General features: G+C 67.8%; 15 protein-coding genes. 11 read left to right on the top strand and 4 right to left on the bottom strand.

From position 1 onward, the window contains the following. Position 1: 1 nt before the first annotated feature. The gene (locus tag ABEA07_RS22375) at positions 2 to 874 is read right to left on the bottom strand and encodes an LLM class flavin-dependent oxidoreductase (RefSeq protein ID WP_345540635.1); all 873 of its coding nucleotides are present in this window, start codon (positions 872 to 874) and stop codon (positions 2 to 4) included. A gap of 200 nt (positions 875 to 1074) precedes the next feature. On the opposite strand from ABEA07_RS22375, the gene ABEA07_RS22370 reads away from it, so the two are divergent. Beyond that, entirely contained in the window at positions 1075 to 2457 is a 1383-nt protein-coding gene (locus ABEA07_RS22370; protein ID WP_345540633.1) for an MmgE/PrpD family protein, read from the top strand. A gap of 170 nt (positions 2458 to 2627) precedes the next feature. Further along, on the top strand, positions 2628 to 3587 hold the full coding sequence (locus tag ABEA07_RS22365; protein ID WP_345540631.1) for a Bug family tripartite tricarboxylate transporter substrate binding protein: 960 nt from the start codon (positions 2628 to 2630) through the stop codon (positions 3585 to 3587). Between the two features lie 173 nt (positions 3588 to 3760). On the opposite strand, the gene ABEA07_RS22360 is transcribed toward ABEA07_RS22365, so the two are convergent. Continuing rightward, a complete protein-coding gene (locus ABEA07_RS22360; RefSeq protein WP_345540630.1) occupies positions 3761 to 5182 on the bottom strand; it encodes an MmgE/PrpD family protein in 1422 nt (473 codons plus the stop codon). A 133-nt stretch (positions 5183 to 5315) separates the two neighbouring features. Between ABEA07_RS22360 and ABEA07_RS22355 the strand changes: the two genes are divergently transcribed. After that, positions 5316 to 5837, top strand: coding sequence for a nuclear transport factor 2 family protein (locus ABEA07_RS22355; RefSeq protein WP_345540629.1), 522 nt, complete (start codon positions 5316 to 5318; stop codon positions 5835 to 5837). A gap of 39 nt (positions 5838 to 5876) precedes the next feature. Here ABEA07_RS22355 and ABEA07_RS22350 read toward each other — a convergent pair whose 3' ends face one another. After that, entirely contained in the window at positions 5877 to 6638 is a 762-nt protein-coding gene (locus ABEA07_RS22350; protein ID WP_345540628.1) for an SDR family NAD(P)-dependent oxidoreductase, read from the bottom strand. A gap of 91 nt (positions 6639 to 6729) precedes the next feature. On the opposite strand from ABEA07_RS22350, the gene ABEA07_RS22345 reads away from it, so the two are divergent. The 6 genes from ABEA07_RS22345 to ABEA07_RS22320 all read left to right on the top strand — a co-directional run bounded on the left by ABEA07_RS22345 (position 6730) and on the right by ABEA07_RS22320 (position 12891). Further along, positions 6730 to 8139 carry an MmgE/PrpD family protein gene (locus ABEA07_RS22345; RefSeq protein ID WP_345540626.1) on the top strand — a complete coding sequence of 470 codons (1410 nt, stop codon included), beginning with the start codon at positions 6730 to 6732 and terminating at the stop codon, positions 8137 to 8139. Between the two features lie 2 nt (positions 8140 to 8141). Then, a complete protein-coding gene (locus ABEA07_RS22340) occupies positions 8142 to 9149 on the top strand; it encodes an NADP-dependent oxidoreductase (RefSeq protein ID WP_345540625.1) in 1008 nt (335 codons plus the stop codon). 63 nt (positions 9150 to 9212) lie between these two features. Next, entirely contained in the window at positions 9213 to 9962 is a 750-nt protein-coding gene (locus ABEA07_RS22335; RefSeq protein WP_345540624.1) for an SDR family NAD(P)-dependent oxidoreductase, read from the top strand. Between the two features lie 12 nt (positions 9963 to 9974). Further along, complete coding sequence (locus ABEA07_RS22330) at positions 9975 to 11156, top strand: CaiB/BaiF CoA transferase family protein (RefSeq protein ID WP_345540623.1); 1182 nt, start codon at positions 9975 to 9977, stop codon at positions 11154 to 11156. Beyond that, complete coding sequence (locus ABEA07_RS22325; RefSeq protein ID WP_345540622.1) at positions 11149 to 12030, top strand: HTD2 family dehydratase; 882 nt, start codon at positions 11149 to 11151, stop codon at positions 12028 to 12030. Before ABEA07_RS22330 ends, ABEA07_RS22325 begins: the two co-directional genes overlap by 8 nt. Positions 12031 to 12039: 9 nt before the next feature. Beyond that, positions 12040 to 12891, top strand: coding sequence for an HpcH/HpaI aldolase/citrate lyase family protein (locus tag ABEA07_RS22320; RefSeq protein ID WP_345540621.1), 852 nt, complete (start codon positions 12040 to 12042; stop codon positions 12889 to 12891). A 45-nt stretch (positions 12892 to 12936) separates the two neighbouring features. On the opposite strand, the gene ABEA07_RS22315 is transcribed toward ABEA07_RS22320, so the two are convergent. After that, positions 12937 to 13725 carry an enoyl-CoA hydratase-related protein gene (locus ABEA07_RS22315; protein WP_345540619.1) on the bottom strand — a complete coding sequence of 263 codons (789 nt, stop codon included), beginning with the start codon at positions 13723 to 13725 and terminating at the stop codon, positions 12937 to 12939. A gap of 78 nt (positions 13726 to 13803) precedes the next feature. Here ABEA07_RS22315 and ABEA07_RS22310 point away from each other — a divergent pair, with 78 nt between their 5' ends. Next, on the top strand, positions 13804 to 14376 hold the full coding sequence (locus ABEA07_RS22310; RefSeq protein ID WP_345540617.1) for a DUF2889 domain-containing protein: 573 nt from the start codon (positions 13804 to 13806) through the stop codon (positions 14374 to 14376). Between the two features lie 252 nt (positions 14377 to 14628). After that, positions 14629 to 15248, top strand: a 620-nt coding sequence (locus tag ABEA07_RS22305; protein WP_345540615.1) for a porin, incomplete at its 3' end; no start/stop codon positions are given.

Genomic DNA, 15248 nt, shown 5'->3' with positions numbered 1-15248 from the left:
TTCAGCGGCCGATGCGCAGGTTCCTGGCGATCTGCTCGAGGCGGCGCAACTTCTGGTCCAGCGTCATGCCCCAGTCCAGTTCGCCCTGGAAGGTTTCGGAGGGCACCACCAGCGTGTCGAAGCCTGCGTCGATGTAGGGCTGCAGTCCTTCGAGCGTGGGCTCGCCCCAGACGCGGGCCTGGTAGGTGTAGGGCGTCGTCAGGCTCATGTCCGATCGAAGCTTGCGTACCTGCTGCATCAGGCCGATCGCCTCTTCGGGCTTCACCATGGGGCCATACCAGCCATCGCCCACCTTGGCCGCGCGCTCGAGCGCCTTGGGTGCCGTGCCGCCGAACACGAGCGGGATGCGCACCGGCTCTTCGGTGACGCGCAGCGCCTTGAACGGGAAAGCCGGGCCGGCGTTCTCCACCCACTCGCCGTCGAAGAGCCGTGGCAGCACGCGCAGCGCCTCGTTGTAGCGCTTCATGCGGTCCTCGAAGGGGTATCCCAGGCTCTCGGATTCTTCCTTCCACCAACCGGCGCCCATGCCCAGGCTGAAGCGGCCGTTGCCGATCTGCTGCGCCGTGATGGCAGCGCGCGCCGTCGCGACCGGATGCCGCAGCGAGACCAGGTAGATGCCGGTGGTCACGTGCAGGCGGCGGGTTGCACCCAGGATGCCGCCGACCATGGTCCACATGTCGTACATCTTGCGTGCGATCGTGTGCACCGGCACGAACTTCTTGCCCTCGTCGTGCGGATGGACGGACTCGAATTCCTTCGGCTCCAGGATGTGTTCGCCGAGCCAGATGCCGTCGAAGCCGAGATCGTCGGCGTGGCGTGCGAGCGGAACGATGTCGGCGGGACGGAAGCCGTAGGTGGCGATACCAAATTTCATCAGAAGGCCTTTGCGGTTTGGCGTGGATTCGGGCGGCGGTTCGCGCGTCCCTTCACATAGGGCGGCAGCTTAGGAAAGGCTGCAGGTCCCGTCCAATGGCGATTTCGAATGAGCGCCATCGAAGGCCAGAATCAACTTGGCGCGCCGCGCGGGGGGCTCGCATACTGCCCGCCATGATCACCCAGCAACCTCCGGATACCGTGGAAGAATCCCTTGAACGCGCAGTCGTGCAGTACGTGTATGGCTTTCGCCGCGAGCACATCGACGCGGAGGGGCTGCGCTTCGCGAAGACCCTGCTGAAGGACCAGATCGCCGTCCAGGCCGGCGCCTCGCAGTTGCCCTGGTCGCGCGATGTGCGCCGCTGCCTGGCGAAGCCGAGGCCTGGGGAGGCGAGCGTGGTGGCCGACGCGCAGCGCATGGATGCCGGCGATGCCGCCTACCTCAACGCCGTGTATGGCGGTGGATTCGAATACGACGATGTCGCGGGCAACGGCCATCCCGGCTGCTGCGTGGTCCCGGTGGCGCTGGCGGTCGGCGAAGAACTGGGTGCCACGCTGGGCGAGGTGCTGGAGGCGATGGTGGCGGGCTACGAGGCCTATGTGCGCATCGGCCGCCTCGCCTCGCCCGACCTCGTCAACCGCGGCTGGCACCCGCATTCGGTGCTGGCGCACTTCGGTGCCGCCGCGGTGGCGGCCAAGCTGCATCGCTGCGCGCCCAACACGATCTTCAACGCGCTCGGCATCGCCCTCAGCCACGCCTGCGGAACCACGGAATACACATCCACCGGCGGGTCGATCAAGCGGGTGCATGCGGGCATCGCGGCGCGCAATGGCATCGCCTCGGCGGAGCTCGCGCGCGGCGGCATCACCGGCCCGCGCCAGTGGCTGACTGGAAAGAAGGGCTTCTACCGGACCTTCATCGGACGCGCTGTGGATGCCGAGGCCGCCGCCACCGCCTTCGGGCCCGATGCGCCGCTCCTGCTGAAACAGGCATGGTTCAAGGCCTACTGCGCGTGTGGCGCGCACCACCCGTACATCGACGCCATGGCGCAGATCCGGCCGCGCGCCGGCGAAGTGGAGGCGATCGACGCGAAGGTCCAGGCGATGACCCAGAACCTCGCCGCGCGCCCCGAGGTGGCCATGAATGGCCCCCGGACGATCGAGGAGCTGCAGTTCTCGCCGCAGCTGCAGATGGCGTTTTCGGCCCTGGGCCTGGGCAACGGATACGCCACGCACATGGACTTTCTCGCCGGGCGCTTGACGCTGTCGCCGGATGGCGAAGTCGTGCAGCTCGCGCGGCGCATCCAACTGCAGCACGCGCCCGAGCTCGACCAGCGCTTTCCCCGCAACTTCGTGGCCGACGTGACGGTGCGCTATCGGGACGGCAGCAGCGAGACCCTGTTCGTCGAGCACGCGCTCGGGATGCCGGGCAGGCCCTTCACGTCCGAACAGCACCAGGCCAAGCTGGAGGAACTGAGCTTCGGCCCGCTGGGCGAAGCGCGGGCGCGGCGTCTCTTCGCCTTGATCGACGAACTCGACCCGGCGCTTCCGGTGCACGAGCTGGCCGCGCTCATACGGCACTGACCTTCCCGCCAAAGGCGGGAATCGTGGGTGCTGCTGGACGCGAGACCGCGGCGCGAAGCGACCGGCGTGGCGAAATGGTTGGATTGAAGGCGGACATACAACATAATGCATGATGCATTACGACCGTCGGTCGATGCAGCCCTTTACCCACCTCACATCAGGAGACAGACATGTTGAAGAATGCATTTGCCCGGCTCTGCGCCGGCATGCTGATTGCCGTCGCCGGTGCAAGCCACGCCTTCCCCGACAAGGCCATCACCATCCAGGTGCCCTTCAGCCCGGGCACCACCACCGACGTGAACGCGCGCGAGTTCGCCCAGGTGCTCTCCGAGATCGTGAAGCAGCCCGTCGTCGTCGACAACAAGGTGGGCGCGGAGGGGCAGATCGGTGCGTCCTCGGTGCTCAACGCACCTCCCGACGGGCACATGGTCATGTTCACCAGCAACTCGCTGCCCGTGCTCGATCCATTGATGAAGAAGGGCCTGCCCTACAACCCCATCAAGGATTTCGCACCCATCTGTGCCTTCGCGAGCACCAGCAACGTGATGAACATCACCGCGTCGAGCCCCTACAAGACGGTGGGCGATTTCATCGCGGCCGCCAAGGCCCAGCCCGGCAAGTTCACCTTCGGCTATGCGAGCGCGGTCCAGCGCCTGGCGGGCGAGCTGTTCCAGCAGGCGGCCGGCATCAAGCTGACGGCGGTGCCCTACCGCTCGAGCCTGGTGGCGCTCACCGAAGTGGCCGGCGGGCAGGTGGACCTGATCTTCATCGACCACGTCTCCGCCATGTCCTCCTACCAGAACGGCCGCATCCGCCCGATCGCGGTGGCCGGCAAGCAGCGCTACAAGGCGATTCCGGATGTCCCGCCGGCCAGCGAGGCCGGCGTGCCTGGCTACGACATTCATCCGTGGTTCGGCTTCTACGCCTCCGCCAAGACGCCGCCGGGTGTGCTCGAGAAAATGCGGGATGCCTTCAAGCGCACGCTGCTGTCGCCCGCGACCGCGGCGAACATGGAGAAGCGCGACCTGCAGTTGCTGCCCTTGTGCGGCGATGAGATGGCCAGGCACCTGGCGGACGACGTGTCGCTGACGCGTCGCGTGCTGAACAAGGCGGGCATCGAGCCGCAATGACGTTGCGAGCACCCTTGCCCAAGCTCGCGGTGGCGGCCTGCGTGCAGGTGCTCGGGCCTTCTCTCGCGAGGGAGCCGTGGCGCAGCTAGGCAGCGCTGCCTTCGTCGACGATCGCGCGCCGAGCAAAAAAAATCCCCGGGGTCGCCGGGGCGTCTTCTTGCAGAAGGTCGAGTTCAGTTCGTCAACAGCTTCATGACGCTGGCGAAGTCCTCGACCTTGTCGAGGTTCAGCAGCTGCGTCACGGCCTGGTCCGTCTTTTCCGCCGACAGCACGCCTTCCGCGTTTCGCACGAACTTGGCGACCAGTTCCTCGGTGGTCATGGTGCTCTTCGGATCGGGCGACGGGCTGCCCTTCGGGTAGCGCGCCTCGCCGATGAAGGACTTGCCGCGGGCCCGCACTTCGATGCGCGCCGGGCGGCTGGCGGCGTTGCCGGACACCAGCTTCTCGTAGTCCGGATGCACGTCGAAGCTGACCTTCTCCATCAGCGCCAGCACCGACGGATCGAACACCACCTCGGGCGACTGCCACTTCTTGCCCGGCGGAATGCGATGGGCGCCGACGGACAGGCCGTGGGCCACGCTGAACTGCGCGTCGGTGACGTGGTCGATCTTGCGCAGCAGCCAGATCGGCTGCATGACGAAGGCCTCGACCCAGGCATTGATCGCCTCGATCTCGTTCGGACGGATGTCATTGGTCTCGACGATGTCGATCAGGCAGTCCAGCAGCGCGTGCAGGATCCGGCAGTGGGGGTACGGCTTGTACGACTGCTCCGGCGGGAAGTACCACTCGGTGCCCAGGTCCGGCAGGATCTTCTCGGGCGCCCAGCGGCTGCTCCCGATGAAGCGGCGGAAGCCGAACTCGCCGTCGTCCAGGATCTGCCGGTCGCCGCGATGGCCGAGCTCGGCCAGGTGCGCCGCAGCCATCGCGGCCTGGGCGAGCGGGCCCGCCGCCGTGTACTTGATGGTGGTGGCCGGGGCGTGCTGCGACCAGGTCCAGTGAGAGTTGACCGGCGAGATGCTGCCGGCCAGGCCGAGGCCGTTCGCCAGCGTCGCCTGCGAATGCCCCTTGAGACGGCCGATCGCCGCGGTGGCGCCAAAGACCGTGCAGGCATAGCCGAACACCGGCGGCGGCGACACCTTGCCGTCCTTGATGTCGCGCAGGTAGTCCATCGACTTGCCCAGCCGGTTCGACATCTCGTGCGAGAGCGCCACTGCGCAGAGCATCTCCTGGCCCGAAACCTTGCCGGCCTCGCCGACCGCGAGGGCGCCGGGAATGACGTAGGGACTGACATGCCCGGGGGGAAGGATGGAGTCGAAGTCCAGTGCGTTGATGAGCTCGCCATTGGCAAAGGCCGCTGCCACCGTCGAGACGCGCTCGGACGTGCCGAGGATGCTCGCCTGGTTGCCCGGCGTGCCGGCACCCATGAGGCGCGCGTACTCGACGCCGATGGTGCCCTTGGAGTGGCTCAAGCCACCCAGCGCGCAGCCGATCGAATCGATCAGCAGGCGCTTGCTTTCCTCCACGACGTTGGAGGGCAGTTGCTCGAAGCGCAGTTGCGCGGTGAACGCGGCGAGGGAATCGACAATCGTGGCCATGAAGGGGTCTCCTGAAGAAGTGGATCATGCATAATGCATGCGCTAAGGTCAACGCTTGTCCCAGGCATGGCCTGGGGATTGCCGCGGCATCGTTCCGCGGTCCTTCGATGCCTCAACCTTCGGAGAAATGCAGATGGACACCGAGCTTTCGGACCGCGTGGCGATCCGCGACGTGATGGGCCGCTACGCGCGCGCCGTCGACCGCGGTGATTTCGAGTTGCTGCGCAGCGTTTTTCATGCGGACGGGTATGACGACCACGGTCCCTACAAGGGCGGCGTGGACGGCTTCATCCATTGGCTGAAGGAGCGCTTCACCGACGATGCGCCGATGCAGCACTTCCTGGGCAACTCGCTGATCGAGTTCGCCGATGCGAACCTGGCGCTGGTGGAAACGTACTACGTCGCGTCGCGCCCGCCGAAGGGCGGCGAGGTCAAGTCGGGGCAGGAGGGCTTCTACGTGCTGTCGTGGGGCCGCTACGTGGACCGCTTCGAGCGCCGCGGCGCCGAGTGGCGCGTGGCGTATCGGCGCACCGTGGTCGATCTGAGGCTGCAGGCAGCGGTCAATGTGCTGCCAGGCACCGACTCGGCCAACTGGGGCCGACGCGATGAGGACGATGCATTGCACATCGCCCGACGGGAAATCTTCGGCAGATGAGCCGGGGTGACGAGGCTTCCCGCCCCGTCCATGTGCCCGTCAGAGATAGCGCGCGGTCAGGCCGCCGTCGACCACCAGCGTCTCTCCGGTCATGTAGCTCGACATGTCCGAGAGCAGGAACAGCACGACGCTGGCGATCTCGTCCGCATTCCCCACCCTGCGCAGGGCGGCGCGCTGCTTTACGGGTTCCTGGTAGCTGGGGTTGGTCTGCAGCGGCGTGTCGATGACACCGGGCGCCACCGCGTTGACGCGAACGCCGAAGGGACCCAGGTCGAGGGCCAGCGCACGCGTCATGTTGACCACGGCCGCCTTCGACGCGGCATAGCCGACGCGGCTCTCCTTGGCCATGAGGCCGGCGATCGACGCCATGGTGACCAGGGAGCCGCGCTTCGCCTCGGCCAGCTGCCGGGCGGCCGCGCGGCAGAAGTACAGCATGCCGTGCAGGTTGACGTCCATGACGCCGTGCCACTGCTCGTCCGTCATGTCGAGGATGTGGGCTGCCAGGCTGCGTCCGGCATTGGCCACCGCGTGCGTGATCAGGCCATGGTCCTGCCGGATCTGCGCCAGGCAGGCATCGACTGCCTTCGAGTCGCGGACGTCCACCAGGTAGCCGAAGCGCTGCGCCTCGGCGACGCTTGTGCCGAAGACTTCGCCGAGCGCCGCGTCGAGCCGCTGCCGGTCGAAGTCGAGCAGCAGCGGCGTGCCGCCTTCGAGGCGCAACTGGCGGCAGATGGCCAGGCCGATGCCGGATGCGGCGCCGGTCACGGGAACGAGTGCGGAAGCGAGGTTGAGTGATGCCATTGGGAACGGTCCGATCTGTAGAAGGTTGTGCGGATTATCACCGATAATGCATAATGCATTACATCACCAAATCGGGCAGATCACGCACGCCATGACCGCAGAATCCTCCACCCTTGAATCCACCGTCGCGCAGTTCGTGGTCGGGTTCGATGCATCGGGCATCGACGCCGGCGGCCTCGCGAGCGCCAAGAGCCTGATCAAGGACCAGTTGGCCATCCAGGTCGGCGCGTCGCAGTTGCCCTGGTCGCGCCAGGTTCGGGCGGCCCGCGAACTGCGCCCTGGCACCTCCACCTTGGTCGGCGAGCAGCAGAGGGTCGCCGCAGCCGATGCGGCGTATCTCAACGCCACCTACGGCCATGGCTTCGAATACGACGACTACGCAGGCAACGCCCACCCCGGCTGCTGCGTGGTGCCGGTCGCGCTGGCCGTCGGCGAGTCGGTCGGCGCCACGCTGGAACAGATGGTGGTGGCGATGGTCGCCGGCTACGAAACCTACGTCCGCATCGGCCGGCTCGGCTCGCCCGACCTGCTGAACGCCGGCTGGCAGCCGCATGCGGTGCTGGCGAACTTCGGCGCCGCCGCGGTCGCGGCCAAGCTGCACGGGCTGGACGAGGAGCGCACGCTGCATGCGCTGTCCATCGCGCTCAGCCATGCCAGCGGCACGACGGAATACGCATCCACGGGCGGCTCGATCAAGCGGGCCCACGCCGGCGTGGCCGCGCGCAACGGCATCGAGTCGGTCGACTTGGCGCGCGCCGGCATCACGGGGCCTCGGCGCTTTCTCACCGGAGACCGGGGCCTGTACCGCACTTTCATCCGCAAGGTGGTCGGGGACGAGGCGCGCGCCGACTTCCTGCCGGGCGAGCCGCTGCAGATCAGCCAGCTTTCGTTCAAGGCCTACTGCTGCTGCGCCGCCAACCATGCCTACATCGAGGCCCTGGCCGGCGTGCGTTCGCGCGCCCCGGAGATCGACACGATCGAGGCGCGGATCCAGACCATGTCGGATGCCATCGTCGGCACGCGCAACGCCCACATCTACGCGCCGCGCAACATCGAGGAGCTGCAGTATTCCCTGCCGGCCCAGATGGCACTGTCGGTCCTCGGCAAGGGCAACGGCTACCAGACGCACCGCGACGTGCTGGAAGACCGGCTGCGGCTCAGCCCGGACTCGGACGTGCTGGCCATGGCGCGCCGGATCAAGCTGAGCGGCTCGACCGAACTGGACCAGAAGTACCCGCGCAAGTTCGTGGCGGACGTGACGGTGCGCTACAAGGACGGGAGCAGCCAGGACATCTTCGTCGACCGGGTGACGGGGCGGCCCGACAAGCCGTTCACGCCGCAGGAGCACCAGGCCAAGCTGGACGAGCTCACGCATGCCGTCGTCGGCGCCGAGCGCGCGGGGCGGATGTTCGACCTGGTCGATCGCCTGCCCGCATCGACACCGGTGGGTGAACTCACCGCGCTGCTGCGCAGCCAGCCCGGTCCGAAGAAGGAAACTTGAAGATGTCCTCCCAGACAGCAACCGGCGGTGCGGCGTCCGCCGCTTCCCCGGCCGTGATCCGCGCCGCCGGATTCCGCCGCTTCGGCGGACCCGAGGCGATGGAAGTGATCGAACTGCCCTGTCCCGTCGCAGGCAGCGGCGAGGTGGTGGTGAAGGTCTCCGCGGCAACGGTCAACCCGACCGACATCCTGATGCTCGAAGGGCTCCAGGCTGCGCGGATGCAAGGCCTGGTGCCGCCCTACGTGGCCGGCATGGAGTTCTCGGGAACAGTGCATGAAGTGGGCCCCGGCGTCACCGGCCTGCAGGTGGGCCAGGCCGTGATGGGACTGGTGAATCCGCGCCGCCCGGGCGGCGGGGCGCAGGCCGAATACGTCTGCGTGCCCGCGGCCTCGGTGGTGCCCGCACCCGACAACGAGGGCGCGGCCGCGGCCGCGACGGTGCCGATGAACGGGTTGACGGCCTGGATGTGTCTCCAGGCGCTCGGACTGCCGGCCGGCGGCGTGCTGCTGGTCACCGGCGGCGCCGGCGCGGTCGGAAGCTACGTGATCCAGCTGGCCAGGCACGCCGGGCTGCACGTGATCGCCGATGCCAAGGATGCAGACCGTGCGCGGGTCCAGGCGTCGGGCGCGGACCAGGTCGTTCCCCGCGGGCCGGGCATGGCGGAAGCCGTGCGAGCCGCTTTCCCCGGCGGTGTCGACGGCTTGGTGGATGCGGCCCTGCTCGGCGATGCAGCGGCGGCGCTGGTGCGCGAGGGCGGCGCCGTGGCGCTGCTGCGCACGGGCCAGGCTTTCGCGGACACGCGGGTGCGCGTCACCAACATCGGCGTGATGCAGCAGGCCACCAACACCGAAGCCCTGGCCTGGGTGGCGGACAGGGTGCGGGACGGAACCCTCCAGCCGCAGGTCGCTGCGCGCGTGCCCATGGCGCACGCACGGGAGGCCTACGCGCAGGTGCGGCAGGGCGGGCTGCGGGGCAGGGTCGTGCTCACGTTCAACGGCGACGGCGCCTGACCGGCCCCGATCGCCTCCACAGACCATGCGCGGAAACGGACGCGCTGACACGAAAGGATTGAGATGGATCTCGGATTGAAGGACAAGGTGGCCATCGTCACCGGATCGGCGCGGGGCCTCGGAGCCGCGACCGCGCGGCGGCTTGCCCAGGAGGGCGCCAAGGTGGTGATCACCGACATCATGGCCGAGCGCGCGACGGAGACGGTTGCCGCGCTGCGCGCCGAGGGCCTCGCCGCGCACTGCGTGGTCGGCGACATCACGAAGGCGGCCGACGTGCAGCGGCTGGTGGACGAGACCATCGCCACCTTCGGCAGCGTCCACATCCTGGTGAACAACGCCGGATCGCCGCGCGACAAATACCTCGTGAAGATGAGCGAGGAGGACTGGAGCTTCGTCATGGACGTGATGCTCAAGGGCGCCTTCCTTGCCGCCAAGGCGGTCATGCCGCGCATGATCGAACAGGGCTGGGGCCGCGTGATCAACATCAGCTCGCGCGCGCATTTTGGCAACCCCACGCAGGCCAACTACTCGGCGGCGAAGGCCGGCCTGATCGGCATGGCCAAGGCCTTGTCGATGGAGGAGGGCAAGTACGGCATCACCGTCAACTGCGTCGCACCGGGTTTCATGGAAACCGAGATGATCCAGGCCCTGCCGACCTACGAGGTCATCAAGGAGCGCGCGCTGGCCATGCAGCCCGTCAAGCGGCCGGGGCGGCCCGACGACGTCGCGGACGCCGTGGCCTTTCTCGCGAGCGAGCGGGCCAGCTTCATCAGCGGCGAGGTCCTGCACGTGACCGGCGGCCGGTACGGCTGAGGAGGGAAACGAATGAGCGTTCTGGAAGGCATCAAGGTCCTGGACCTGGGCCGCTACATTGCCGGGCCCTTCTGCGCGGCCCTGCTGGGCGACTACGGCGCCGAGGTGATCCGCGTCGACCGCGTCGGCGGCAGCGAGGACCGGCTGATCCTGCCCGTGTCCGAGGAAGGGGAGGGGGCGCAGTTCCTCCAGGTGAATCGCAACAAGCGGTCCATCACGCTGGAGATCGACAAGCCCGAAGGCCAGGAGATCCTGCACGAGCTGGTCCGCCGCAGCGACGTGGTCATCGCCAACATGCCGCCGCGCGTGCTGGAGAAGATGGGGCTCGACTACGAGAGTCTGCGCCGCATCCGCCCCGATATCGTGCTCACCGCGTCTTCGGCCTTCGGCACGGCACCGGCGGTGCGCGACCGCGTGGCCTTCGACGGCGTGGGCCAGGCCATCAGCGGGGCGGTGCACCTGGCAGGACTGCCGGACCATCCGATGAAGGCCATGGTGCCGGTGGTCGATTTCGCGACTGCGCTCTCGTGCGCGCTCGGCACGGTGATGGCGCTCTACGAACGCAAGGCCAGCGGCCGAGGGCAGGAGGTCGGTGCTTCGCTCCTGCAGACGGCGCTCAACTTTTCCAGTGCCAGCCTGATCGAGGAAGCCGTGCTCCAGGTGGATCGCAAGGCGACGCTCAATCGCGCGGCGCAGTACGCGCCCTCGGACATCTTCCGCGCCAGGGACGGCTGGTTCATCACGCAGGTGATCGGGCCGGCCATGTTCAAGCGCTGGGCCCGCATGATCGGCAAGCCGGAGCTGGTCGACGATCCGCGCTTCCGGGACGACCTGCAGCGCGGGCAGCACGGCGAGGAACTGAGCGGCCTGATGAGCGAATGGTGCGCCCCGCTGACTCGCGCCGAGGCGCTCGCCAGGCTCGAGGAAGCACGCATTCCGGCGGGCGCTGTCAACTCTCCGCGGGAAGTGCTGCAGGATCCGGCCATCCTTGCCGCGGACCCCTTCAAAGCGATGGACTATCCCGGCGTGAAGCGCCCGGTGCCGATCGTCAAGCCGCCGATCTTCCTGTCGCGCACGCCGGCCAGCATACGGCGCCGCCCGCCCCGGGCGGGCGAGCACACCGACGAGGTGCTGGCCGAGCTCGGATGCTCGCCCGAGCGCATCGCGCAGCTGAGGGAGCAGGGCGTTGTCTAGGATCGATCCGCTGCTGCTGGCGCAGCTGCGCGGCTGGGAAGGGCGCTGCGAGACGCTGCACGACGCCATCACGGCCGCGCCGGCAAACGGTTTGTCGGCCACGCTGGACCGGGCGGACGGCGCGCCCGCGCCCGGCGATGAACTTCCGCCCTTGTGGCATTGGCTGTACTTCCTGCCGCAGGCCCCGCAGCATGCGCTGGGCGAAGATGGTCATCCGCGCCGTGGCGGCTTCCTGCCGCCGGTGCCGCTGCCGCGCCGCATGTGGGCAGGTGGACGCCTTCAGTGGATGCAGCCGATGCGGATCGGCGACGAGGTGCGCAAGACCTCGCAGATCCTCTCGGTGACGCACAAGGCCGGCCGCAGCGGCGACCTGGTGTTCACGACGGTGCGGCACGATTTCACCGCCGGGGAGGCAGGCGAAGGTATGCCGGTGAACCTGCGCGAGGAACAGGACATCGTGTACCGCGCCATGCCGCGGCCCGGCGATCCGTCGCTGCCGGCGCAGAAGGCGCCCGGCGATGCAGCATGGAGCCGGGAGATCGTGCCCGATCCGGTGCTGCTCTTCCGCTATTCGGCATTGACCTTCAACGGGCACCGGATCCACTACGACCGGCGCTACGCGGTCGAGCAGGAGTCCTACCCGGCGCTGGTCGTGCATGGCCCGCTGATCGCGACCTTGCTCGCGGACCTGGTCCGCCGCGAGTGTCCACGGCAGCGCTTTGCGGCCTTTAGCTTCAGGGCCGTGCGACCGCTGTTCGACCTGCATCCGTTTCACGTCTGCGGCAGGCCGGCCGCGGACGGAAAGAGTGCGCAACTGTGGGCCAAGGACCATGAAGGGCTGCTGGCCATGCAGGCCGAAGTGAAATTCCAGTAGGAACAGGACATGAGCACTCTCATCGGATCTGCGCGCAGCTTCCTCTTCGTTCCCGGCTCGCGCCCCGAGCGCTTCGAGAAGGCGCTGTCCGCCGGGGCCGACTGCGTGATCCTCGATCTGGAGGATGCCGTCGCACCGGAGCAGAAGGGCGCGGCGCGCGACCACCTTGCGCAGCGATTGCCCGGCTTCGGCCGCGATCAGCTCGCCCGCATCCTGGTGCGCATCAATGCCGCGGACACGCCGTGGCACGAGGACGACCTGCGCCTGCTCGGGGAATGGACGCCGCGCGGCCTGGCCGGTGCGATGGTGCCCAAGTCCTCGGCTGCATCGGTCCTGAATGCGGCGGCGGCGGCGCTGGGCGTCGGCGCGGCGCTCGTGCCCCTGGTCGAATCCCTCGAAGGACTTGACGCGCTGGACCTGATCACGCGCGCGCCCCAGGTGGCGCGCCTCGCGTTCGGGCACCTCGATTTCCAGCTCGATCTCGACATGCGCTGTACCCCCGACGAGCCGGAGCTGGTGCCAGCAAGATTCGCGCTGGTGGCCGCGTCGCGCCGTGCGCAGCTGCCGGCGCCGGTCGATGGTGTGACGACGGACACCGGCAGCCGCGAACGCCTGCTGAAGGACGCACAGCGTGCGCGCGCGCTGGGATTTCGCGGCAAGTTGTGTATCCATCCGGCGCAGGTGCAGGGCGTCAACGAAGCCTTTTCCCCGTCGGCGAGCGAGCTCGACTGGGCGCGCCGTGTCCTCGCCGGCGCCGGATCGAGCGGGGGCCAGGCCTTCAGCATGGACGGCCGCATGGTGGATCTGCCGGTCATCCGTCTCGCGCGAACCATGCTTGGGCAGGCCGGGGCAGCACGCTGACCGGACGCGCCCGGCGGCGCCGGCGCCTGCCGGCCTCCCTGCCGTTCAGTGCCCGAACTTGTCGGTGTCGGGCTTGCGGCGGTTCTTGAAGGCGTCTGCCAGCTCCTTCGCCTCCTCGGAGGCGTAGTAGTGCGGCAGCATGAAGTCGTGCGTGAGACGAGCGAGGCCGCCGACACCCTGGTGGCGCGCGCCGAAGGCCGCCTTGATGCCCGCAAGCGCGACAGAACCGCGTTCGCTGATCTCCAGCGCCATCTCCATGGTCGCGCGTTCGAGGTCGGCGTCCGGCACGACCTTGTTGATCAGGCCCATTTCGAGTGCCTCGCGCGCCGTGATCTTCGGGTTGCGGAACCAGATCTCCTTGGCCTTCTTCTTGCCGACCAGGTCTTCCAGGTACCAGGTGCCGTAGCCCGCGTCGAAGCTGCCCACCATGGGGCCGACCTGGCGGAAGATGGCGCTTTCCTTCGCGATCGTGAGGTCGCACACGACGTGAAGCACGTGGCCGCCGCCGACGGCGAAGCCGTTGACCGAAGCGATCACTGGCTTCTGCAGGCGCTCGATGGCGTCGTACATCTCCAGGGTGCGCGGCGCAGCGGGATAAAGGCGCGTGTCCGACGGCTCGTGATGCCCGCCGATGCAGAAGTACTTGTCGCCGGCACCCGTGAGCACCAGCACGCGGGTCCGCGTCTCGCGGCGGACGTCCTCGATGCAGTCGCGCACCTCTTCGCAGGTGGTGGCGGTGAACATGTTGCCGTCGTGCGGACGATTGAGGGTGAGTATTCCGACCGGGCCTTCCTCGCGGTAGAGGATGGTCTCGAACTTGCGTTGGCTGGACATCGCTTGGCTCCTGTGGCTGGTGGTTCTTGGCGAAGAATGTAGAATGCATAATGTAGCACCAGCAGAGAGAGCCGTCGAATGGCAACCGGTCCCGTCCCCGCCGACGCCGCGGTCACCCGCGAGGAACTTCATTTCCGCCGGATCGACATGCGCGGCTTCCGCCGCGGCGACGGCCTGTTCGAGGTCGAAGGACGCCTCACGGACCAGAAGACCCACGATTTCGAACACCCCGCGCCGGGGCGCAGGGTACCCGCGGGTGAATTCGTCCACGACATGGGCGTGAGGCTGGTATTCGATGCGGACATGGTGGTTCGAGACGTGCAGACCTTCACGAACCGTTTTCCCTACCCGGCCTGCCCGGGAGGGGCGCACGCGCTGCAATCCATCAACGGTCTTCGGATGGCCGACGGCTGGAGCCGCGAGGTCCGAGCGCGCTTGCGTGGCGCCGCCGCCTGTACGCACCTGATGGAGATCCTGATGCCGATGGCGACCGCGGCCTTCCAGGCCCTCGGGCCGCTGCGGATGACGCAGCCGGAGCGGTGCGACGCCCAGGGACGGCCGCTGCAGATCGACAGCTGCTACGCCTACGCTGCCGATGGCGAGATCGTCCTGCAGCGCTGGCCCCGCTTTCACAAGGCGCCAGGCGCCTGAGCCCCGGCAGGCGGCTGCTGCAGCGACCCATGTCACCCCCGCGGCAAGGCAGTTGTCCCAGCGCCACACCGAAGGGTTAACCCTAAATAATGCATTATCGGTATCCGCAAATAATGCATAATGCAGTTTGCATACTGCATATGATGCCCGGACATTCCGCATGCCCGCGGCGCTTCCTTTCAACATAAGCAGACATGGGGCCTTCCCCGGACCTTCGGGTTCGCCGGAAGTGTCAACAAAGGAGTGAGATCGATGAAGAGATCCTTGGTCGCGATGGCCGCCGCTGCAGTGGCCACCGCAGCATCAGCGCAATCCTCCGTCACCTTGTTCGGCGTGGTCGACGTCGCCGTCAGCCGTTACAGCGTCAAGAGCGAGTGGTACAACAACACTGCCAATCCCTTTCTGCTGCCGCCGGTGGGGCAGCCGGACAGCGTCAAGAGAAGCCAGACCGCCTTGTCCCAGGGCAACCTGGCCCCGAGCCGCGTGGGCTTCCGCGGCACCGAAGACCTCGGCGGCGGCCTTGCCGCCAGCTTCTGGCTCGAAGCTCCGATCACGCCGGACGACGGCGCGCGTGGCGTGCAGACTTTTGCACGCCGGTCCACCGTGAGCCTGTCCTCGAACTCGCTCGGTGAGCTTCGGCTCGGACGCGACTACACCCCTTCGTTCTGGAACGACACCGTGTTCGATCCGCTGGGTGGCGTGGGCACCGGCATCAGTTTGATCAACTCGGTCTTCCAGAACCTGGCCAACGTGCGCGGCGCGGCCACGACCGCCAACCCCGGCACCATCAGCCTGGGCGGCTCCGACTCCTACGTTCGTACCAGCAACACCATCGGCTACTTCCTGCCGCCCAACCTCGGCGGCATCTACGG

The sequence above is a fragment of the Variovorax defluvii genome, assembly GCF_039541515.1.
GTDB classification, from domain to species: Bacteria; Pseudomonadota; Gammaproteobacteria; order Burkholderiales; family Burkholderiaceae_C; genus Variovorax; species Variovorax defluvii.
Note: the sequence above shows the minus strand (reverse complement) of the source record. Positions and strands in the feature narration are given on the sequence as shown.

Coding starts and splice junctions, on each gene's coding strand:
- ABEA07_RS22375 (WP_345540635.1), bottom strand. CDS start 874: ATGAAATTTGGTATCGCCACCTACGGCTTCCGTCCCGCCGACATCGTT.
- ABEA07_RS22365 (WP_345540631.1), top strand. CDS start 2,628: ATGTTGAAGAATGCATTTGCCCGGCTCTGCGCCGGCATGCTGATTGCC.
- ABEA07_RS22360 (WP_345540630.1), bottom strand. CDS start 5,182: ATGGCCACGATTGTCGATTCCCTCGCCGCGTTCACCGCGCAACTGCGC.
- ABEA07_RS22355 (WP_345540629.1), top strand. CDS start 5,316: ATGGACACCGAGCTTTCGGACCGCGTGGCGATCCGCGACGTGATGGGC.
- ABEA07_RS22350 (WP_345540628.1), bottom strand. CDS start 6,638: ATGGCATCACTCAACCTCGCTTCCGCACTCGTTCCCGTGACCGGCGCC.
- ABEA07_RS22345 (WP_345540626.1), top strand. CDS start 6,730: ATGACCGCAGAATCCTCCACCCTTGAATCCACCGTCGCGCAGTTCGTG.
- ABEA07_RS22340 (WP_345540625.1), top strand. CDS start 8,142: ATGTCCTCCCAGACAGCAACCGGCGGTGCGGCGTCCGCCGCTTCCCCG.
- ABEA07_RS22335 (WP_345540624.1), top strand. CDS start 9,213: ATGGATCTCGGATTGAAGGACAAGGTGGCCATCGTCACCGGATCGGCG.
- ABEA07_RS22330 (WP_345540623.1), top strand. CDS start 9,975: ATGAGCGTTCTGGAAGGCATCAAGGTCCTGGACCTGGGCCGCTACATT.
- ABEA07_RS22320 (WP_345540621.1), top strand. CDS start 12,040: ATGAGCACTCTCATCGGATCTGCGCGCAGCTTCCTCTTCGTTCCCGGC.
- ABEA07_RS22315 (WP_345540619.1), bottom strand. CDS start 13,725: ATGTCCAGCCAACGCAAGTTCGAGACCATCCTCTACCGCGAGGAAGGC.
- ABEA07_RS22310 (WP_345540617.1), top strand. CDS start 13,804: ATGGCAACCGGTCCCGTCCCCGCCGACGCCGCGGTCACCCGCGAGGAA.